Annotated in this window: 20 protein-coding genes and 1 tRNA gene; 5 read left to right on the top strand and 16 right to left on the bottom strand. The window is 69.7% G+C overall.

Annotated features, from left to right (window positions below; translation table 11 throughout):
* Positions 1 to 149 precede the first annotated feature (149 nt).
* The gene (htpX, locus tag ACN261_RS05405; protein WP_145921771.1) at positions 150 to 1,028 is read left to right on the top strand and encodes a zinc metalloprotease HtpX; all 879 of its coding nucleotides are present in this window, start codon (positions 150 to 152) and stop codon (positions 1,026 to 1,028) included.
* Positions 1,029 to 1,088: 60 nt separating this feature from the next.
* Here the strand turns inward: htpX and ACN261_RS05400 are convergent, their stop codons facing one another.
* Both ACN261_RS05400 and ACN261_RS05395 read right to left on the bottom strand, forming a co-directional pair.
* Positions 1,089 to 2,309, bottom strand: coding sequence for a hypothetical protein (locus ACN261_RS05400; RefSeq protein WP_421484222.1), 1,221 nt, complete (start codon positions 2,307 to 2,309; stop codon positions 1,089 to 1,091).
* Positions 2,309 to 2,446: a hypothetical protein gene (locus tag ACN261_RS05395; protein WP_421484221.1), complete on the bottom strand. Its 138-nt coding sequence runs from the start codon at positions 2,444 to 2,446 to the stop codon at positions 2,309 to 2,311. The genes ACN261_RS05400 and ACN261_RS05395 overlap by 1 nt, the downstream gene beginning before the upstream one ends.
* Before the next feature lie 188 nt (positions 2,447 to 2,634).
* Here ACN261_RS05395 and ACN261_RS05390 point away from each other — a divergent pair, with 188 nt between their 5' ends.
* Positions 2,635 to 3,894: an MFS transporter gene (locus ACN261_RS05390; protein ID WP_425848711.1), complete on the top strand. Its 1,260-nt coding sequence runs from the start codon at positions 2,635 to 2,637 to the stop codon at positions 3,892 to 3,894.
* A 107-nt stretch (positions 3,895 to 4,001) separates the two neighbouring features.
* Here ACN261_RS05390 and ACN261_RS05385 read toward each other — a convergent pair whose 3' ends face one another.
* Positions 4,002 to 4,496 carry a YajQ family cyclic di-GMP-binding protein gene (locus ACN261_RS05385; RefSeq protein WP_204924838.1) on the bottom strand — a complete coding sequence of 165 codons (495 nt, stop codon included), beginning with the start codon at positions 4,494 to 4,496 and terminating at the stop codon, positions 4,002 to 4,004.
* Between the two features lie 148 nt (positions 4,497 to 4,644).
* Here ACN261_RS05385 and ACN261_RS05380 point away from each other — a divergent pair.
* Positions 4,645 to 4,728, top strand: a tRNA-Tyr gene (locus ACN261_RS05380).
* 154 nt (positions 4,729 to 4,882) lie between these two features.
* Here ACN261_RS05380 and ACN261_RS05375 read toward each other — a convergent pair.
* The 12 genes from ACN261_RS05375 to ACN261_RS05320 all read right to left on the bottom strand — a co-directional run bounded on the left by ACN261_RS05375 (position 4,883) and on the right by ACN261_RS05320 (position 14,357).
* Complete coding sequence (locus ACN261_RS05375; protein ID WP_425848709.1) at positions 4,883 to 6,316, bottom strand: tyrosine-type recombinase/integrase; 1,434 nt, start codon at positions 6,314 to 6,316, stop codon at positions 4,883 to 4,885.
* Positions 6,313 to 6,516, bottom strand: coding sequence for a helix-turn-helix transcriptional regulator (locus ACN261_RS05370; protein WP_187691360.1), 204 nt, complete (start codon positions 6,514 to 6,516; stop codon positions 6,313 to 6,315). The genes ACN261_RS05375 and ACN261_RS05370 overlap by 4 nt, the downstream gene beginning before the upstream one ends.
* A 383-nt stretch (positions 6,517 to 6,899) precedes the next feature.
* On the bottom strand, positions 6,900 to 8,855 hold the full coding sequence (locus tag ACN261_RS05365) for a DUF3987 domain-containing protein (RefSeq protein ID WP_425848707.1): 1,956 nt from the start codon (positions 8,853 to 8,855) through the stop codon (positions 6,900 to 6,902).
* Between the two features lie 32 nt (positions 8,856 to 8,887).
* Positions 8,888 to 9,091, bottom strand: a complete 204-nt coding sequence (locus ACN261_RS05360; protein ID WP_425848705.1) for a hypothetical protein — start codon at positions 9,089 to 9,091, stop codon at positions 8,888 to 8,890.
* Positions 9,088 to 9,387 (bottom strand): hypothetical protein, encoded by a 300-nt coding sequence (locus ACN261_RS05355; RefSeq protein ID WP_425848702.1) that lies wholly within the window; start codon positions 9,385 to 9,387, stop codon positions 9,088 to 9,090. Before ACN261_RS05355 ends, ACN261_RS05360 begins: the two co-directional genes overlap by 4 nt.
* Positions 9,384 to 9,632, bottom strand: coding sequence for a hypothetical protein (locus ACN261_RS05350; RefSeq protein ID WP_425848701.1), 249 nt, complete (start codon positions 9,630 to 9,632; stop codon positions 9,384 to 9,386). Before ACN261_RS05350 ends, ACN261_RS05355 begins: the two co-directional genes overlap by 4 nt.
* 140 nt (positions 9,633 to 9,772) lie before the next feature.
* Positions 9,773 to 11,992, bottom strand: coding sequence for a cell division protein FtsK (locus tag ACN261_RS05345; protein WP_425848699.1), 2,220 nt, complete (start codon positions 11,990 to 11,992; stop codon positions 9,773 to 9,775).
* A 108-nt stretch (positions 11,993 to 12,100) separates the two neighbouring features.
* Positions 12,101 to 12,334 (bottom strand): hypothetical protein, encoded by a 234-nt coding sequence (locus tag ACN261_RS05340; protein ID WP_425848698.1) that lies wholly within the window; start codon positions 12,332 to 12,334, stop codon positions 12,101 to 12,103.
* A 94-nt stretch (positions 12,335 to 12,428) separates the two neighbouring features.
* On the bottom strand, positions 12,429 to 12,860 hold the full coding sequence (locus tag ACN261_RS05335; RefSeq protein ID WP_425848695.1) for a helix-turn-helix domain-containing protein: 432 nt from the start codon (positions 12,858 to 12,860) through the stop codon (positions 12,429 to 12,431).
* Positions 12,861 to 12,949: 89 nt separating this feature from the next.
* Positions 12,950 to 13,738 carry an ABC transporter permease gene (locus ACN261_RS05330; RefSeq protein ID WP_425848694.1) on the bottom strand — a complete coding sequence of 263 codons (789 nt, stop codon included), beginning with the start codon at positions 13,736 to 13,738 and terminating at the stop codon, positions 12,950 to 12,952.
* On the bottom strand, positions 13,735 to 14,112 hold the full coding sequence (locus tag ACN261_RS05325) for an RRQRL motif-containing zinc-binding protein (RefSeq protein ID WP_425848692.1): 378 nt from the start codon (positions 14,110 to 14,112) through the stop codon (positions 13,735 to 13,737). The genes ACN261_RS05330 and ACN261_RS05325 overlap by 4 nt, the downstream gene beginning before the upstream one ends.
* Entirely contained in the window at positions 14,112 to 14,357 is a 246-nt protein-coding gene (locus tag ACN261_RS05320) for a DUF6284 family protein (RefSeq protein ID WP_425848690.1), read from the bottom strand. The genes ACN261_RS05325 and ACN261_RS05320 overlap by 1 nt, the downstream gene beginning before the upstream one ends.
* A gap of 401 nt (positions 14,358 to 14,758) precedes the next feature.
* Here ACN261_RS05320 and ACN261_RS05315 point away from each other — a divergent pair, with 401 nt between their 5' ends.
* Together ACN261_RS05315 and ACN261_RS05310 are read left to right on the top strand one after the other, a co-directional pair.
* Positions 14,759 to 15,625: a GntR family transcriptional regulator gene (locus ACN261_RS05315; protein ID WP_425848688.1), complete on the top strand. Its 867-nt coding sequence runs from the start codon at positions 14,759 to 14,761 to the stop codon at positions 15,623 to 15,625.
* Positions 15,622 to 16,416, top strand: a complete 795-nt coding sequence (locus ACN261_RS05310; RefSeq protein WP_425848687.1) for an HAD family hydrolase — start codon at positions 15,622 to 15,624, stop codon at positions 16,414 to 16,416. Before ACN261_RS05315 ends, ACN261_RS05310 begins: the two co-directional genes overlap by 4 nt.
* On the opposite strand, the gene ACN261_RS05305 is transcribed toward ACN261_RS05310, so the two are convergent.
* Entirely contained in the window at positions 16,376 to 17,803 is a 1,428-nt protein-coding gene (locus ACN261_RS05305; RefSeq protein WP_425848685.1) for an ATP-binding protein, read from the bottom strand. The two genes, ACN261_RS05310 and ACN261_RS05305, sit on opposite strands and share 41 nt — an antisense overlap.
* Between the last annotated feature and the right edge of the window lie 890 nt (positions 17,804 to 18,693).

Genomic DNA, 18,693 nt, shown 5'->3' with positions numbered 1-18,693 from the left:
GTCCCGGGTCGTCCCCGGTGTCCGGTCCGTTCAGCGGGTTCCCAGCTTCTGTCAGTCAACTGCCAGTCATGAGCTGGATGGTTGACGGGTACCGGTGACGTTGTACCGGTCAGCGGGTCCCGCGCGACCCGCGCACCGAAGGAGCGATCGTGCATCACAACCGTCTGAAGACCGCAGCGCTGCTGGGCCTGCTGACCTCGCTGATCCTCGCGGTCGGCTACTGGTTCGGTGGGAGCGGTGGCCTCGTCGTCGCCGTCGTCGTCTCGTTGCTGATGAACGGCGTGACCTACTTCTTCTCCGACAAGCTCGCGTTGCGCTCGATGCGGGCGCAACCGGTCAGCGAGGCGCAGTTCCCCGAGCTGTACCGGATGGTGCGTGAGCTGGCCACCGAGGCCCGTCAGCCGATGCCCCGGCTGTACGTGAGCCCCACCTCGCAGCCCAACGCGTTCGCGACCGGTCGTAACCCGGCCAACGCGGCGGTCTGCGTCACCCAGGGGATCACCGAGATCCTCGACTACCGCGAGCTGCGCGGGGTGATCGGCCACGAGCTGTCCCACGTCTACAACCGGGACATCCTGATCTCCAGCGTGGCGGCCGGGCTGGCCGGCATCATCACCATGCTGGCGAACCTGGCGTTCTTCATCCCGCTGGGCGGCAGCAACGACGAGGACGGCCCGAACCCGGCCGTGCTGCTGCTCACCATCATCCTCGGTCCGATCGCGGCCACCGTGATCCAGTTGGCGATCAGCCGGAGCCGGGAGTTCCAGGCCGACGCGTCGGGCGCACAGCTCACCCGGGACCCGTTGGCCCTGGCCAGCGCCCTCCGCAAGATCCACCTGGGTACCCAGGCCCGGCCGTTGCCCGCCCAGGGCCAGCTCACCAGCACCGCCCACCTGATGATCGACAACCCGTTCAAGCGGGGTGGCGGTATCGCCGCGCTCTTCTCCACCCACCCCCGGATGGAGGAGCGGGTGGCCCGGCTGGAGCAGATGGCCCGCAACACCGGCCCGGTGCAGTTCCAGCGCTGACCCCGACCGACACCGTGCCCGCGTCCACGTTCCGGACGCGGGCACGGTCGTGTCCACGGGTCAGGGGGTCGGGCCGGTCGGGTGCGGGCCGGCGTCGGCCGGCAGCCGGTCGGGGCGGGTCAGCAGCACCACGACCAGGAGCAGCACCCCGGCCAGCAAATAGGCCACGGCCGGCCCGAACAGCGCGGCGGCCGACCCGAGCAGGAAGATCCCACAGCCGGCGACGACGATGTTGGCGGCCACGATGGTCGCCTCCACCTGCCCCATCCGTTCCACCGGGGCCAGCCGGGCGAAGGTGGCCTGCGCGCCGATCAGCCACCCGCCGCCCGCGCCGATCAGCGCGTTGGCACAGGCCAGCGCCCACACCGGGGCGTGCGTGGCGACCAGCAGGGCGGCCAGCAGCAGCGCCCCGGCCAGGGCGGCGGCCACGGTGACCTGCCCGGCCAGCCGGCCCAGCCAGGTGCCCCGCCCCAATGCCAGCACGAAGACCGCGCCGCCCAGCGCGGAGGAGGCCAGCACCACCGGCCGCCACGCCCCCGCGGCGAGATCCGGGGCGAGGGTCTCCGGTAGCGCGCCGGAGAGCACCGTGGCGAGGGTGAGCAGGGCCACACCGCGCAGCACCGGGTGCCCGACGATCGTCCGCAGGCCGGCGGTGGCCGGCGGGCGCGGCCCGCGCCGCCGCTGCTGCCCGGTCGGCAGACCGGCCAGCACCACCGCCGCGACGAGGAACGAGACCAGGTCGATCAGGAGCGCCACCCGGGGGCCGAGGGCCACGGTGATGCTCGCCCCGGCGAGCAGCCCCACCACCTGGCCGACCTGGTTGGCGAACGCCGACAGCCCGAACAGCGGCAACCGCAGCGGGGCGTCCACCGACTCGGCGGCGACCGCCACGTTGACGCTGGAGTAGGCGGCCCGGACCGCGCCGAGCAGACCGGCCGCGACGATCGCCGGCACCGGCCGGGGCGCCGCGAGGGGGACGGCGATCAGCACCGCGCCGGCCACCGAGAGCCAGACCAGCAGGGTACGGCGGGCCGGCACGTCCAGCCAGCCGCTGAACACCGTGGCGACCAGCAGGGCGGGCAGGGCGCGGGCGGCGTACACGGCGGCCGGCCCGAGGACCGACTGGGTCTGGTCGTACGCGAGCAGCAGCAGCGCGGCCAGCCCCACGAAGTCACCCAGCTCGGACACCCCCCGGGCGGTGACCAGGCGGGAGGCGACCGGATGCCGGAACAGGGCCAGGTAACCGGGGGGCGGTGAGAGCCGCTCGTCGGCGTCGGTCATCAGGTCGTCGGGTCCGCTTCCTCGACCCCGTTCTGCTGGTGACTGGTGCTCTCGCGGAGCACCGGGGAAGCTGCCCGGCGGCGGCTGCCCCGGGACGCCGGGCCGGGCCGGCGGCGTTCGGTCGTCGTGCCGACCATTGGACCTCCTACGACATCGGGGGCGATCCAGCGGTGTATGTATCTGGGTCGATCAGCAAGTTACCCTCTCGCCGCCACCCGGTCAGCGGCCCCGGATGTGAGTGAATCGACCATTCCCGGAGCGACCTGCGGCGTTAGGGTCTACAGGGTCCTGAGTCGTTACCTGATCGTCTCCTGGGAGGTGTGCCGTGTCCGCACTGCGCCAGTACCTGGGCATCTGGCGGATTCCCGGCGCCCCCCTGTTGCTGCTCCTCGGCGTCGTCGGCCGGCTCGGCATCGGCATGACCCCGCTGGCGTTGCTGCTGGTCGTGGAGCAGGTCACCGGGCGGTACTCCCTCGCCGCCGTGGCCGGCGGTATCTACGCGCTGTCCGGTGCCGCGCTCAGCCCGATCGCCGGCCGGATCGCCGACCGGGTCGGGCCCACTCCGGTGCTGCTGGTCACCGCCGTGGCGCACCCGCTGGCCCTGTTCGCGCTGCTCGGGGCCAGTCGCGCCGAGAACGCCGACCTACGCCTGATCTACCTGGCGGCCGGGCTGGCCGGGGCCACCTACCCGCCGCTGACCGCCGCCATCCGGGGTGCCTGGAACGACCTGACCGCCCCGGCGACCGGCCGCTACCAGCTCCGCAACACCGCGCTGGCCGCCGAGACGTCGTTGTTCGAGGTCGTCTTCGTGCTCGGCCCGCTGCTGGTGGCCGCGTTCGTCCTGCTGGCCGACGCCGCCGCCGCACTGGTCGGCGCGGCCGTGGTGACCCTGGTCGGCACCGGCGGGGTGGCGCTGGGCCGGGTGATGCGCGCCTGGCGTCCGCACGCCCGCGAGCACCACGCCCGGGGCCTCGGCCCGCTGCGGGTCGGCGGGTTCCCGGCGCTGCTGGTCTGCGTGGCGAGCCTCGGCATCGCGTTCGGCGCGGCCGGCGTGATCGTGCCGGCGTTCGCCGGCAACCAGCCCACCGACGACCCGCAGAGCCTGGCCGGCCTGCTGCTCGCCGTCTGGGGGGTGGGCAGCGCCGTGGGCGGTTTCTGGTTCGGGGTACGCCGCCCGGCGGCCAACATGACCCGCCAGTTCGCCTGGCTGCTCGCGGCGGTGGCCGGCACCCTGGCGATCTTCGCGGTGATGCCCGGCCCGGTGTCCCTCGGCATCGCCCTGGTGATCGGCGGAGCCACCATCGCCCCCGCGCTGACCCTGGAGAACACCCTGGTCGGGCGGATCACCCCGACGGGCATGCTCAACGAGGCGTACACCTGGGTGGTGACCATGTCGGTGGCGGCGAGCGCGGCCGGCGGCGCGGTCGCCGGCCTGATCGTCGACCACGCCGGCGGGGTGCCCTGGGCGTTCCTGTTCGCGGCGGGGGCGGTCGGCGTCGGGGCCGGGGTCGCGGCGCTGCCCGGCGGCCCGATAGCCCGCGCCGAGGCCGCCGCCACCCGCGCCGAACACCCCGTCGCGGTCTGACCATCCTGCGCACCCCTCGGGGGTACGCGGCGTCGCGGCCGCCGCGTTCGAGTCGGGCGGCCGTCCCCCACAGGGACGGCCGCCCGACGCGCGGTGCGCCTACCGGATCAGCGGTAGTTGGTGAACTGGAGGGCCACCCCGAAGTCCTCGCCCTTGAGCAGCGAGATGACGGTCTGGAGGTCGTCCTTCTTCTTGCCGGTGACCCGGAGCTGGTCGCCCTGGATCTGTGCCTGGACACCCTTCGGGCCCTCGTCGCGGATCTTCTTGCTGATCGCCTTGGCCTTCTCCGACTCGATGCCCTGGATCACCTTGGCGTCGATCTTGTAGACCTTGCCCGAGGCGCGGGGGTCACCGGCGTCCAGGGACTTCAACGAGATGTTCCGCTTGACCAGCTTCTCCTTGAACACGTCCAGGGCGGCGCTGACCCGCTCCTCGGTCTCGGCCTGGAGGCTGATCGCCTCCTCACCCGACCAGGAGATCTCGGCGCCGGTGCCACGGAAGTCGAACCGCTGGGCAAGCTCCTTCTCCGTCTGGCGAAGGGCGTTGTCGACCTCCTGCCGGTCGACCTTGCTCACGATGTCGAACGACGGGTTCGCTGCCATGCTGATGCTCCTGCTTGTCCGGCGGTCTGTCAGGGTCGTCGCGGTGCTGACCAGCCCCACGACCCTCTGACGGTACCCGGTTGCCACGCCCCGGGGGGCGACCGCTATCCTTGCTCCGCTGCCGCGTTACGACGCGGCGGTGTGCCCTGGCGGGTTGCCCGAGCGGCCAATGGGAGCGGACTGTAAATCCGTCGCGAAAGCTACAGAGGTTCGAATCCTCTACCCGCCACCAGGTGCACAAAGTGGCCCCTGACCAGTGCGAACGCCGGTCAGGGGCCACTTTTGTGAGTCTCGCTCAGTCCCGCTCTAGCCCGCTCGATCTCGCTGGCTGTGTCGTATACGTGTCGCGGAGATCATCGGTGACGGAAGCCGTCAGGCGGGTTCCGTCAGGCGGGTTCGTTAGCGGCCGGCGGGGTTGCGTCACCGGCTGGCGGCAGGCCGAGCGCCGCCTCTACGCGGCGGCGGGCCGCTTTCTCTTGGCCGTAGACGCACTTCGCGTAGACCCGCATGAGGACGTGCACGCTGTGCCCGGCCCACTCGGCGACCTGGGTAGCCGGCACCCCGGCGTTGAGCCAGAGCGACACGGCGGCGTGTCGCAGGTCGTACGGTCGCCGGGCCAGGGGCGAGCGCTGCTGAGCCGGCGTGAGCACCCTTGCCCGCGCGTCGCGCCACGCCTTCCCGTACGTGTTGTTCGGGATCGGTTGGCCAGCGGTGGGCACGTACCGCCCGCCGGGGCCGCGCCGGGTGACGAACAGCTTGCCGTTCGATCCGGGCGGATACTCCCTGACGTGGTGGTCGAGCAGCCGCACGAGCGGCGGCGGCACCGGCACATCCCGCGTGGCGGCCTTCGCTCGGTGCTTCAACTCCCGGTCCTCGGCCGTGTCGTCCCCGTCGCCCCAGTCCCGACCCACGGCAACCGTCGAGCCGGTCAGGTGCAGCACGCCCCACCCCTCAGGCTGGGCGGGCCGCTCGTACTCGTCTTCGCGCAGGTGAAGCACCTCTTCGGGGCGTAGCGCGGCGTAGTACATGCATCCGAAGAACGCTTCCAACTCGGGCACCGATCGGCCGACCTCGGCGAGCAGTGCTCGCGCCTGATCGGGGTTGACCACCGCTCCCCGGTCGATCTCATCGGCCGTCTTCGGGGCGGTCCAGCTCACCAGGGTCATGGGGTGCGTGTCGAGTAGCCGCAGCTCAACGGCGTACTTGAGAGCGCCGGAGAAGACTGCCCGCTTACGGGCAATCGTGCTCGCCGAGGCGGGGGCACCATCCATCCGCAGAGCGAGCGTATCGAGCACCTTCCGCACCAGCGCAGCATCGGTAAGCGCGGATAGGTCGACGGTGTTGGCCTTGAGCCAGCGCACGGCGGCGGCCAGGTGAGCGGGCGGATCGCCAGCGTCGCGGCGAGCCTTGTTGAACACCCACCCGTAGAGCGCGGCCCGTAACGCCTTGTCGCTGGGCGCGCCTCGGTCGGTCGATAGCAGCGCCGGAGTGACGGTGGCCAGCGTCTCGGCGATGCCCTTGCGGTGCTTCGCCGACGCGCGAGGCCACTTCATGTCGACGTAGGCCACCGCGTGCTCATACCACGACCGGGCGTTGAGTGCGCGGGCCATGGGTTCGGGCAGGCCGCTGGCCTTGTCGAACGCGACGCCTTCTCGCTGAGACACCACCAGCTTTGACCGGAAGCTCTCGGCCAGGGCGCGGGTCGCGAACGTCTTGCGGAACGGCTCGCCCGCCACCTTCCAGCGGACCACGTAGGAGTAGCCCTTGCTGAGTTGGTTCCTGAGGATGCCGTGTACGCGTACGTCGTAGGTGCTGCTCATGCTGCCTCTTCGTGGTCGTTTAGCCAGTTGTCCAGGTCGCGGCGGCGGACGTACAGGCTGCCGTTGGGGTACTTGATGGTTCGGGGGGCGCGGCCGGTGGCCTTCCAGCGGAAGAAGGTCGAGCGGGGTACGCGCAGTTCGTCCAGGACTTCGGCGAGGGTGAGCAGGTTCCCGGTGGGGGTGCGGCGGGCGGTGGTCATGGGCGGGTGTCCTCCCTCGGGGTGGCGTGGAGGTAGATGCGCTGGAACAGCGGGGATCGGCGGTCGGGGTAGCCGTGCAGCCTGATTCGCACGGTGAGCACCTTCCGGTCGATGCGGGTCGTGTGTGGAGGGTCGGTTAGGCGGTGCGGCAGAGGGGCGTAGGGCGGCCCGCTGAGAGCGCCGTAGAGGCAAGATCCGTGGCGTCCCGGTGTAAGGCGTAAGGCGTGGTGCTGTCAGGGGCTCTCAGTGGGCCGCTCATGTGAGGGCCGTCCGGTGGCGGCCACGCAGCAAGGGCAGCGGCGCGCGTGACAGAACCGCCAGAACTGACGAAACCTCGGGCGGTGTGGGGTTCTGTCAGTTCTGGCGGTTCTGTCGGGCGGTGGTTAGGCGGTGCGGCGGGTGTCAGTGAGGGGGTGCACGGTGGCGGTGGGTTGGTGGGTTTCGGGGTGGACGAGGTAGGAGGGGGAGGGTGGTCGTCCTCCGGTGCGGGGTCGTTCGGGTGGGTCGAGTTGCCGGATGTGGCCGTGGGCTTCCAGCAGTGACAGCACCGGTTCGAGGTCGGCGACGGTCGGTATCTGGTTGCTCTTGACCGCGCGGAAGAGTTCTCGTTTGGTGAAGGCGGTTGCTGTGGTGCGTTCGATCCAGGCGAGGACGTGGCGGGCGTTGCGGGTGGCTTTGTCGGCGCCCATGTCGGAGAACGCGGCGAGGGCGTGAGCGGCGAAGTATTCGCCGAGTAGGGCGGCGCGGTCGATGGTGTCGGCGGTGATGGCCTTGCCCCATCCGTCGCGGAGGTTCTCGGCGAGGTGGATCAGCCCGGCGAGGCGGACGACCGCCCCGGTGTATTTGCTGCCCCAGTCCACGACGTGTCCCCACGCCCCACCGGCCGCGAGCCGGGGCTCTACAGCCCGTTCGATGTCGAGCACTCGCTCGTTCGCCTCGGGGGTGAGGGGCAGTACGGCCGGGTCGGTCCATTCGGCGAGGGTCATGACCAGCGCGCCGAGGTTGCCCGCGTACGTGGTGGCGACGGATTCGGGTACGGGGTCGGCTCCGATCTTGCGTCGGCCGACGGTGTTCTCGGGGAGGCTGAACAGGATGCGGGCCAGTAGTCCTTTGCCTCGGAAGCCGGGCATGTCGGCGATATCGCGCAGCACATCGGGTTGCACTGCCAAGCCCAGCGTGAGGGCGGGGTGCTCGACGTGTTCGGGGGCGCGGGAGCGGCGGTTGACCCGCAGCATGTCTCCGGCGTGGCCTTTGAGGAAGACTTCGAGGTTGGGGGTGCCGGAGTAGCGGCCGGCGATGGTGGCGAAGATGCCGCCTTCGGGGGAGAGGACGGCGAGGCGTCCGGCTTGCTCGGCGAGTAGGGAGGCGGCTTCTTCGCTGGTGACGTCGTCGGCGACCAGTTGCGGTAGGACAGGGACGGTGACGGCGTCGGCGTTCATGGCGGCGGCGGTTGCTTCGGCGAGCAGGGTGTCTCGGCCGGAGGTGTCGGCGTTTGCGGCGGCGATGGCGGCTTTCTCGGCCGTTTTGCCGGCGACGCGGGCGGCGAGTTCGGCTTCCACGATCGCCGGTTTGGTCCGCTCGACGAGGGCTTTCTCTGCGGCGAGCAGCGGGCCGGTCATCGCGGCGAACACGGCGGACTTTCGGCTGCCGGGTGGGAGGACGACGACGGTGAACAGGTTCGTCGGTTCGCGCCAGGAACCGCGTACTTCTACTTCGGCGCGGCCTCCGGCGGCGGTGGACAGGGCGGCGAGGGCGATGCAGCCGGCGAGGTCGACGGGGGTTTGGGTGAACTCGGCGACGGCGTAGACGTGCTCGGCGACCCAGTCGGGCAGCACGTAGCCGGGGAAGTCGGGCAGGTGGCGGTGGTCGCCGAGCGGGATCAGCGGCGGCCACTGCGCGGTCCCGGCGGCTTGGTCGAGCATGGCGCGTCCGGTGGCGACGATGTCGGCGACGTCGGTGCCGTCGTCGGCGCGTTGGGCGAGGTATGCGCCGAGGTCGGCGACCTGGCGGCGGCGGGCGTGCTCGGCGACGATCCGGGCGTAGTGCCCGGCGTTCGCGGTCGTGGGCACCGCCGCGATGAGGGTGTGCAGGTACGGGGCACCGCCCACGGTGGCGAGGTCGCCGGTTTCGGCCAGCCGCGCGGCCAGCGCGATGGGGTCGATCGGCTGGCCGGCGCTGTGCATGTGGCACAGCGTTTCCCACAGCCGACCGTGCGCGGGCCGGTAGAAGTCGGCCGGGGCAAGGGCGGCGGCCAGGTCGGCAACCACGCTCGGGGCGAGCAGCGCGGCCCCGATAACGGCCTGTTCAGCCGCGAGGTCATGCGTCGGTGGTCGGGTCACAGCAAAGCCACCTCCAGAAAGACGAAGCGAGGTCAGGAACGGCGACGGCGGCGTTCGGCGGCGAGGTCGATCACCACCGCGCCGAGCGGCGTGGAGTCGGGTTCGGGTAGACCGGCCAGAGCAGCCGGGGTATGCACCGGGCAGCGCGGCCCTTGCAGGTAGGGGCGGACGTGGTCGGTCTGGTGGCAGTAGCGGCCGGCGGTGCCGTTCCAGTGGCTGCACCGCCCCTCGTTCACCGCGTCCGGCCCGGTCGGGGCCGGGCGGCGATGGCGGCGCGGGTCACGGTGTGCCGCAGGTCGTCGAGCAGCCCGACCAACTGACGTCGGGCGGCTACCTCGCCGGGGGCGAGGGCGACCCTGACGCGCACTTCGGCGTGTTCCCGGCCGGTGGTGGTGCGGACCCGGACGAGGACGGCGCGGGCGCGGCCGGCGATGTCGACCACGATTTCTTCGGAGCGGTGCTCGCCGAGGTTGCAGCGGTGGTCGCGTCCGCACCATGCGGTGTGACCGGCGCGGCTGGCCCGGTGGTTCATCGGGTCGCCTCGGAGCGGAGGCGGTGGAAGAGGTTGACGATGCGTCGTCCGGTGCGCAGCCTCATGCCTCGGTCGCAGCGTCGGCAGGCGCGTGGGCGGTGGAGGATGCGGGTGGTGGTGTGGCCGGTCCCGGCGCAGCGCTGGCAGCGCTTGAACGGGCTGATCCAGCACAGCCCGGCGTAACCGAGCGTGACTGTGGCGAGGATGACGGCGGCGGCGCTAGCGAGGGTGAGTAGGGGGTTCACGATGCCTCCCGGGCCGGTTTTCGGGCGTGAAGGGCCGTGAGCTGCTATCCGCTAGAGGGCAGCTCATGATTCGGGTTGGGTGCTAGCGGGGGTGCTAGCGCTAGCAGGTCGGGCCGCTAGCGCTAGCACCCCGTGATGGGTCAGTCGGCGGACCGCTTGCGGTCACGCTCCGCGATGGCCTTGAGGAGGTCGGTGTGTTTGATGCCGCGCCGGGTGGTCGGCTTGCCGTCGATGCGCCGCCCCACATCGCCGACCTTCACCAGGGGGTGGGGCTTGAGGGCGGTGGAGAGCTGCGCGGCCTCCCACCCGCCGTAGACCTCGGGCCGCAACTCGGCCAGCAGACCGCACAGCGTGTCGTTCCATGCGGCCTTCTCGTCGCCCGGCCACACCCGTGCCAGGTCGCCGATGACGTCGGCGACCGGGGCCACGGTGCGGGTCTGCTCGTCGGGCGTGGGCAGCGTCCCGGCGGCCTGCCGTAGGGCGACGGCGCGGGCGACGATGCGGGCGGCGGCGGTGGTGTCGACGTAGAACGACCGCACCGCCGCCGCCTTGGGGCCGAAGCCGCGCAGGATGCCCCACCCGGCTTCGATGACTGGCTGGAACACGGTGGCTCGGTGGCCGTTCTTGTAGGCCGAGGTGCCGAGGATCATGTCGTTGGCGGTCTGGTCGGCCACGGACAGGCAGAACCGGGAGTTGACGTTGCGGGTGATCCCGGTCGGGAGGCTGTCCTTGTCGGGGATCTGGGTGCCGATCATGATGATCACGCCCAACGCCCGGCCGAGTTTGATGACCTTCTCCAGGAGTTCCCCGGCGTCCTTGCCGTACTTGCTGGTCATCAGCTCTTGCAGCTCATCGAACCACGCCACCAGGGGATGCAGCCCCGACTCCTTGAGCGACGCCAGTTCGGGGGTGACCTTGTTCTCTGGTGCCTTGCCCAACCTCGCGTAGTGCTCGATGCGCTTGGAGCGGCGGCGGCATTCCTCGTAGAGCCACTCGATGAACGCGAAGCACCGGGCGAGGGTGTCGTCATCGAAGCCGTTGCCGTACTCGGCCATGACCGGTTCCAACACGGCGAAGTCCCCGACTCCCTTCAACTCGTATCCCCGGATCTCGGCGCGGGGGTCCAGGGCGGCGGCGAGGATCAGATCCCGCAACGCGAACGTCTTCCCTGATCCGGGTTGGCCGCCGAACAGGAAGTTGCGGAACATCAGATCCACCGCCACCGTGTCCAGGCGGGGCGTGGTGGCGAACGCGAACGGCTTGAACACGTCCACCCGCGCCGTCCCGGCCAGCAGGGGCCACGGGGGTTGCTTCATCTGCGACGCCGGTTCGTACCCGACCCACAACGCCAGCCGGCCCGTGTGCCCCGGCGCAGGTTCCGGCCACACCTGATCCAGAGGGAGGCGCATCGCTGAGGCGAGCTTGCCCCGGCGGGCGACGACCTCGGCCGCCTCCACCCCGTAGGGGAGGTCGACCACGGCCAGGTGGCCGGGGCCGTCACGGTGGATGTCCACCGGGAAGCTGATCGCCTTGGGGTCCTTGGCAACCGCGCTGTTGATCGCGGCCAGTTGCAGGGAGGTGAGTGCGCGGCGGACCAGGTCGGCGGTCAGCTTGCGGTAGCGGGTGCCTTCCGACACCCGGTCGGTCAACGGCCGGTCCGCCGGACGGCCCCGGGTCGCCAACCACGGCACCACCACGGCCGCCGCCGCCCACCGCCACCACTCCGGCCCCACCGACAACACGATCAACCCCGCCCCGGTGCCGGCCGTGCCGGCGGCGAGCACCCACCACCGCCACACGGACTGTCGCTGCCGGCGGGCGTCGAGCTTGAGCCAGGTGTCGGCGTCGCCCCGGTTCGCGGCGGCCTGCCGTAGGTGCCAGTTCCCTTCCTCCGCGCTGGCCCACCGCAACGCCTGCCCGATCCCCCGCACGGCCCCGATCGGTGCCCACGCGAGGGCCTTCACCGCGTACTTCGGCAACCTGACACCGTGGTAGGCGGCCACGTAACCGGCGTCCTTGCTCTGATGCTTCACCGCGGCCCGCAGGGCACGGCCGGACCGCGCCCACTCGGCGAGAATCGGCCGCCGCTCACGCTGCCGGGCGAGCACGTCGGCGGGGATGGGCTCGGCCATGTCGACCGGGCCGCCGTCCCGGCCGGGGCCGTCGTCGACGCTCTCGGCGTCGACATCGTCGTCGGGGTTGTCGGCCAGGTCGCTTCCGTCCCCGGGGCCAGCGGTGGACGCCTGCCGGCGGGACCGGGCTGCGTCCAGGTCGACCACCTCGGCGGCACCGCCGTCGGGGTCGGTCAGGTCGGCTTCGGCGGCCTGCCAGTCGAAACGGTCGTCTTGGGGGGACGTCATGATGGGGGTTCCTCCAACGGTCGGGAGATCGGTGAGGGGCCGGCGGCGCGGCACGGTTCCTAGGCCATGGGCCGCGCCGCCGGGTCATCGGAAACGGTGGTCAGTGGGTCAGCGGCGCTTCCGGTGGTCCTTGCCGTCGGTGCTGCCGATGGCGGTAGCGCCGTTGCCGATCGCGGACTGACCGGTGACCTTGATGCGGCCGGTCGTGACCGTGCCGCCGGTGTCGCTGGTCGTGGGGTCGAAGTTGTAGTGGCCCTGGGTGCAGATGGCGAGGGTGCCGCTGTTGTCGACGGACACACTCTTGAAGCCCTTGCCGCACCGGGTACAGGACGAGATCGCCACAGGTGGTGCCTCCCTGGTCGAGTTGCCAGCGAGTCCGGCAACCTCCGCTCCCCACCGGCCACCAGCGGGCCGGGGTCGGTGGGGACGGGGGTGGTCAGACCGCGCAGAACAGGGCGGCGATGAACAGGAACCCGATGTGCCAGGACTGATCCAGGGCGTAGAGGCCACCACCGTGTTCCAGCCATGCCGGGTTCTTCCCGAGCGCGTCGGCGCAACGGCGCAACGGCACCCGCCGGTCGGCGACGTAGTGCGACACGGCCGAGATGCTCAGCCCGACCGCGACGCCCCACGGGTCCAGCCGCAGCCCGGTACCGGCGATGAGGAACACCAGGGCCAGGCCGGCGGTGAGGGTGTAGGTGGTGACGTGCGCGGCGCACGCGATACGACCCGGCCAACCAGGGCGGCCCTTGCAGTCGGCCTGCCGCTGGGTCTGCACCCAGTGATCGGCGACCTGATGGGCGACGTAGAGGGCGACGAACACGGCCGCGAACACAGCAGCGCGGGTACCGGTGGGGTCTGCGAACATGAGGGTTCTCTCCTGAAGTCGTTGGCTGAGGGATGAGGGCCGGCGGCGCGGCGCGGTTTCCAGGCCAGTGGCCGCGCCGCCGGGCGGAATCAGTCGTGCGTGTGAACGAGGTGCGCCAGTGCTGCGCCCATGCCGAGCACCGCCACGGGCAGGCAGGCCACGGCAGTGGTGATCCACCACGGGGCCGACGTCACCCCGGCCGCTTCCAGGAGGTGATAGGCGACCTGGCCCAGCGCACCGACCAGCAGCGAGCCGAGCGCGGACCACTTGGCGAACCGCCGGGCCGAAGCGGGCACCCGACCGGACAGCCACACGTAGAGGGCGTACGCGCCGTAGGTCTCCACCCCGATCGGCAGCGTGATCGCGGAGTTGATGGAAAAGCTGTCGGCGATGCCGGGCAGCGGGTGGACCACCCCGAACCCGGTGAGTCCACCGAGTCCGACCCACCCGGACCAGATCGCCACGAACGCGGGCAGGGCCAGCAGCACCACCGGCCACACCACCACCGCCTTTGCCGACGCGGGCTTGGTCGGCGGGGTAGGCGTGTCCGGGCGACCGGCCGGCGTGACCTCGGCAACCGGGTCGGCCGAAGTGATCTCCGGCGCGGGCGTCGGGTCCGGCAGGGCCGGCGGTGCGGCGGGTGCCGGGTCCGGGTCCGGGGTGGCCGGGTCGGGGATGTCGGCCGGGGGCGCGGTGGGCTCGGCCTTGAGCAGGGCGAGCAGTTCGGCGGCCTTCGGAGAGCCGATGTGGAACTCCCGCATGAGCCGGTTCCGCGACGGGAACGGAACGCCGTCGGGCAGGTCCAGGGCGCGGGCGGCGGGCAACAGGGACTCAATGGGCTGCGGGTACTTCGTGCCGTTGATCGTGGGGGCGGTCATCCAGCTTCCTCCAACTCGGGGTAGGCGCACGCGAGGCATTCACCCAGCGAACGCGGGATGTAGTAGGGGCGCACCTCGCCGCAGACGCAGCAGGTACGACGGGCGGTCAGCGCGGCGCGGACGGCGCGCAGCTGGGCGGGGGTAGCGGTGCGCTTCGGCCGGGCCAGGTCGACCCGGTACAGGTAGGCGGCACGGGTGCCGCCGACACCACGCCAGAGGATCTGAGCGGCGATGTCCTGACCACCGGGGCACAGCCCGGCGGCACGCAGTTGACGGCGGGTGGCGTAACCGGCCGGGGCACCCCGCCACCAGTAGGTAGGGAGGCCGTACCGGTCACCGTCCGGATCGTGGAAAAGGGCCCGGATGCGCGACATCAGGCCGCGCGGTGCGGGTCGGTCCGGATGGTCAGATCGGCGGCGGCGCGGGTGACGCGCGCCTCAGCCCGACGCAACCGCCGCCAGTCCAGGGCGGTCGGGCCGCCGTGGTCGACGGCGTAGAGCATCGTGATCTCGGCGTCAAGAACGTCCAACTCGGCCGCGATCAGCGGCCACTCCGCCTCGATCGCGGCCAGGTCGGCAGCGGTCGGCTCGGTGGTGACGGGGGCAAGGTGTGTGCGCACGGGGAACCTCCGGTGTGTCGATGACGTGGGGGAAAGCCCGGGATGCGACCAGACCGGCCGCACCCCGGGCGAGCAGGTTCAAGAGGCAGAAGCAACCGCGCGCCAGATCCGGCCCGCTCGCCCCGCTCGCCCGGGATCTACCGAGGTCGGCCACCGTGTGGCTCAAGGCGGGGATGCCGCAGACGGATCTACGCGGCGCTTCTGCTGTGAAGTTCTGAATGAACGACCACACGATCGGCCCGTGGGCGCGCAACGCAGGCGCTACCTTCCCCGACTTCCGCTCGGCTTGTCGTACCTGGCTAGCCAGGTTCAACGCGAAGAACGTAAGCCGGCTTGGCTAGCCAGATCAAGAGGACGCGGCAAACTTTCCCAACTTGGCTAGTCAGCGCTACCGTGAGGAGGTGAGTGAGAACCTTGACTTCCTCGGCGAGCTAGACCCCGACGACCCCAAACAGGCTTCGCAGCAGATCGCGAACAAGCTGCGAGCGGCCATCCTCACGCGTCGACTCGTGCCCGGTGACAAGCTGCCGTCACAGCCCGATCTGGCCGCCCGGTACGGAGTTGCGCGGGAGACAGTCAAGCGAGCCTTGGACCTGCTCCGGGCGGAACGGCTGATCGTGTCTCGGCAGGGCAGCGGCGCGTTCGTCCGTGCGCAGACACAGCGAGCTGTAGAGCTGCGGCCCCACATCGAAGCAGCATTCGAGAGGCCACACGTCACCATCGACTTCGCCGGGTTCTCAGGCGAGACGCTGCGAGACGCGCTTGCCGAAGCGCTCGACAAGGTACGGGTGGGGAGGCTCGCGCCGGAGACGATCGCGGTGCGGGTGCTGATCTCTGACATGACGATGCCCATGGCGCTGCCCGCTCGGGCTGAGACTCAGGCGGATGATCCGGCGGTGCGAGAGCGAGCCGAGCGCATCACGCGCCGGGCGGCAGACGGCATCATCGACCAGGTAGCCGAGCTGGGCGACCTCGGCCTGATCCGCTCAACCACGGTAGAGGTGCGGATGCATCGGGCATCGCCCCTGTTCAAGCTCTACATCTTGAACGGGGAAGAGGTCTTCTACGGCTTCTATCCGGTGATCGAGCGCATCGTCTCGATCAAGGGTGAGCCCATGGCGATCTACGACCTGATGGGCAAGGACGTGCCGTTGTTCCACTACGCCGTGACCGACGACGACACGTCTCACGGCACGCAGTTCGTGGAGGCGTCCCGCCAGTGGTTCGACTCGGTATGGTCGACCATCGCCTACCGGTACGACGGATGAGCGCCGACCTCGGCCGACTGCTCAGCGAGGTCGGCGCGGTGCTGCTCGACTTCGACGGGCCGGTGTGCAGCATCTTCGCCGGGTATCCCGCGCCGCAGGTCGCGGCCGAACTGGTGGACGTGCTGCGGCGGCGCGGGGTCGACGTGCCGCCGGACCTCGCCAGCGAGCCGGACCCGCTCGAAGTGCTACGTCGCGTGGGCACGGCCGGCGACCACGGCGTCACGCGGGCCGTAGAGGACGCGCTCTGTGCGGCCGAGCGTCGGGCCGTCGAGACTGCCGAGCCGACGCCGTACGGCCGGGAGGTCATCGTGGCTGCCCGGCAGGCCGGGATCCCGGTGGCGGCGGTCAGCAACAATTCAGCCGGCGCGGTGACGACCTACCTCACGGCGCACCGGCTCGCCGAGCACGTGTCACCGGTCATCGGCCGGGCGTACGCCGATCCGGCCCGCATGAAGCCCAACCCAGAACCGATCCTGCAAGCCGCCCGCACTCTCGAAGTACCGCCGCGCCTCTGCATGCTTGTTGGCGACTCTCTCTCGGACATCGAGGGTGCTCAAGCCGCCGGGATTAGGGTAATCGGATACGCGAATCGCGTGCCGAAGATCGCAGCATTCCAGCTTGCTGGCGCTGACGCAGTCATCACGAGCATGGGCGATTTAGCCCAGGCTTTGCTGGCGCGCCAGAGTTGTAACGCTCGCGGTACCTCGCCAATGGCTGAAGTGCCGCGATGCTCATGCCTGCATGAGGTGCCTATCGGCGGCCTTTGCGTCGCCTGTTACCAATGCCCTTGAACTTGGATGTCTGATTCGGCTTGACCTTGCGGGGTGCCGGAACCTTCTTGATGGGGGCAATTTGAGTGGTTGAGCTGCTGCCAGTCGTCTCCGACTCGGGAAACATGGTTTGAACCGTGCCAGCCCGCTCGGCTAGTTCGGTCGCCGCTCTCCAGCGAAGGAAAAAGGCGAAGTACGGGTCGGAGATATGCAGGGTGGTGAGTTTGGCGTCGTAATCGACCACAGGCTCGCCATCGATTTGATCTCGCGCGATCTTCGACATCTCGTCGAGGATGCGTGCAATCTCCTGTCCGCGAGGGGCTTCCTCTCCTGCGATATCTCGCATGGCAGCACGGAGAGTCTCGTACGTGATGCTTGTCAGCGGGCCAGTGCGGCCGATCGCCATCAGCACAGCGCCGTAGATGTCCACGACCATGCCGTTCTTGAGACGCCTCGGCTTTCGGTCGGTTCGCTGGCGGGGTCCTCTAGCGAGCATGTCGAACGCCGTCTTCGAGGCGGCAGTTGAGCGCTCCTGGAAAAAGGACTCCCACAGTGGCTCTTGTAGGAGCTTCGGACTCTCCTGACGCTCTCTAACATCACTCTGCTTCACAGCTTGCAGGCAAAAGTCTTGCATGAGGTGAGGGCTGGCAAAACATTCTCTAGCGAGGCGCTCGCCAATAACCCCAGATTCATCGATTACATTAAGGGCGGCGAACCCTTTGCTTGCAATGCCGCGCAATTCGTCTTGGGACCAAAAGTCAATCTTCATCTGCTGGACGCGGCCGGTCATCTCTCGCTCGACTCGGATTACGTCGTATGCCCGGTGCGGCACCGCAATGACGATCACGGGCAGCCCATCGAAGACCAAGTCCTTGAGGGAGCGAACGATTTCTGTCTGAACCTCTACCGGTATGTAGTGGAAATCGTCGATCACCAGGGGTATCAGCGATTCTCGGAGGGCTCTCCGTGCCGCTACCTCGATCGGTCTGCTTCTGCCAGTTTTGTCGGCTAGGGCCGTAGCCGTCGACTCTTGGCCCGATCTCGACGCCTTGCCGATGGCGGGTACCTGCAGTTCGCCCGTCAGGGTGCGAGTCTCGGTGTCTGTGTACTGGCGACTGCTCTCATAGACTGTCTGTAGACCAAGGTCGTCACCGACGTTGATCCACAGGTCCGCCGCGCTCTTGACGTCCCCGCCGGACACTCTGATGGCGTCAAGATCTCGCAGCACCCTTCGGACCAAGACCGTCTTGCCGGTCTTCGTGGGTCCGGAGATAGACAGGATTCGGTGTCTTTCGTCGAGATAGTCCTGCACCATCTCTTCTAGCCCAAGCTGAGTCCGGGGGTTGTAGGTGATCTCGGGCAGGCCGCCGGCCTTGAAGACCTGACCAGCTGGTAGGCGCGTCGTCACAGTCCGACCATACGTTATAGGTGTGTAACTTTCTCGGTGCCGCGCGGCAAGCCTGACCTTGCGGCGGGAAGATCATACCGAAGGGATGCCGGCCCGCACGTGTCGCGGACGTGTCACGAACTGGTTCAGCTTGCCTGTTTGCACAGGTCAGGCGCGTGCGATTGGCGCTCTGTAAATCCGTCGCGAAAGCTACAGAGGTTCGAATCCTCTACCCGCCACCAGGCGCAAGAAGGGCCCCTGATCAGCAGAGATGCTGATCAGGGGCCCTTCTTGGTGGTCCTGCTGGTTCCCACTCCGGGCGGCCGCGTCTCACCGGTCGTGTCACATACGTGTCGCCATGATCGCCTGTCCTGCCGCGTCCACTTCTACGTCTGGCTGGGATGCGTGCCATCTTCGGCCTTCCTCAACGCGAGAGGACGCGGGGACGGGATCTCAGCTTGCTCCACCGGCGCTGCCTGCACGTCGTCAGAGGACTCCGGGCTCCCGAGAAGGTGGATAGGGGTGGCTCCAGGACCCTGGGGCGAGTCCTCACGTCCCCGCCTGACTGCCCCTTTAGGCGGCTTGGCTGCCACTTTCGGCCGAGACGCCTTGCCGGGCGGAGGCGGGAAAACGCAGGTCAGCTTTGTGCTGCCTCCGCCTGGCATCACCCAACGCTGACTCACATCGGGTGGATTATCTGATCGGAGAAGGCGACGGTAGATGCCAGAATTCCGTCATTTCGCCGGTGTCAAAGCGGCCTTGATTCTTCTCCGCGCGGCTTCCTCTTGGCCCCAGACGCACGTCGCGTAGACCCGCATGAGGACGTGGACGCTGCGCCCCGCCCACTCGGCCATCTAGGGAGCCGGTGCCCCAGCGTTGAGTCAGAGCGACACGGCGGCATACGGTCGCCG

Origin of the sequence: Micromonospora sp. WMMD723 (assembly GCF_049863385.1) — a bacterium.
Classification (GTDB): domain Bacteria; phylum Actinomycetota; class Actinomycetes; order Mycobacteriales; family Micromonosporaceae; genus Micromonospora; species Micromonospora wenchangensis.
Note: the sequence above shows the minus strand (reverse complement) of the source record. Positions and strands in the feature narration are given on the sequence as shown.

Bases quoted from the DNA above. Each gene is read 5' to 3' on its own strand.
- ACN261_RS05400 (WP_421484222.1), bottom strand. From the start codon at position 2,309: ATGACCGACGCCGACGAGCGGCTCTCACCGCCCCCCGGTTACCTGGCC.
- ACN261_RS05395 (WP_421484221.1), bottom strand. From the start codon at position 2,446: ATGGTCGGCACGACGACCGAACGCCGCCGGCCCGGCCCGGCGTCCCGG.
- ACN261_RS05385 (WP_204924838.1), bottom strand. From the start codon at position 4,496: ATGGCAGCGAACCCGTCGTTCGACATCGTGAGCAAGGTCGACCGGCAG.
- ACN261_RS05375 (WP_425848709.1), bottom strand. From the start codon at position 6,316: ATGAGCAGCACCTACGACGTACGCGTACACGGCATCCTCAGGAACCAA.
- ACN261_RS05370 (WP_187691360.1), bottom strand. From the start codon at position 6,516: ATGACCACCGCCCGCCGCACCCCCACCGGGAACCTGCTCACCCTCGCC.
- ACN261_RS05355 (WP_425848702.1), bottom strand. From the start codon at position 9,387: ATGAACCACCGGGCCAGCCGCGCCGGTCACACCGCATGGTGCGGACGC.
- ACN261_RS05345 (WP_425848699.1), bottom strand. From the start codon at position 11,992: ATGACGTCCCCCCAAGACGACCGTTTCGACTGGCAGGCCGCCGAAGCC.
- ACN261_RS05335 (WP_425848695.1), bottom strand. From the start codon at position 12,860: ATGTTCGCAGACCCCACCGGTACCCGCGCTGCTGTGTTCGCGGCCGTG.
- ACN261_RS05330 (WP_425848694.1), bottom strand. From the start codon at position 13,738: ATGACCGCCCCCACGATCAACGGCACGAAGTACCCGCAGCCCATTGAG.
- ACN261_RS05325 (WP_425848692.1), bottom strand. From the start codon at position 14,112: ATGTCGCGCATCCGGGCCCTTTTCCACGATCCGGACGGTGACCGGTAC.
- ACN261_RS05310 (WP_425848687.1), top strand. From the start codon at position 15,622: ATGAGCGCCGACCTCGGCCGACTGCTCAGCGAGGTCGGCGCGGTGCTG.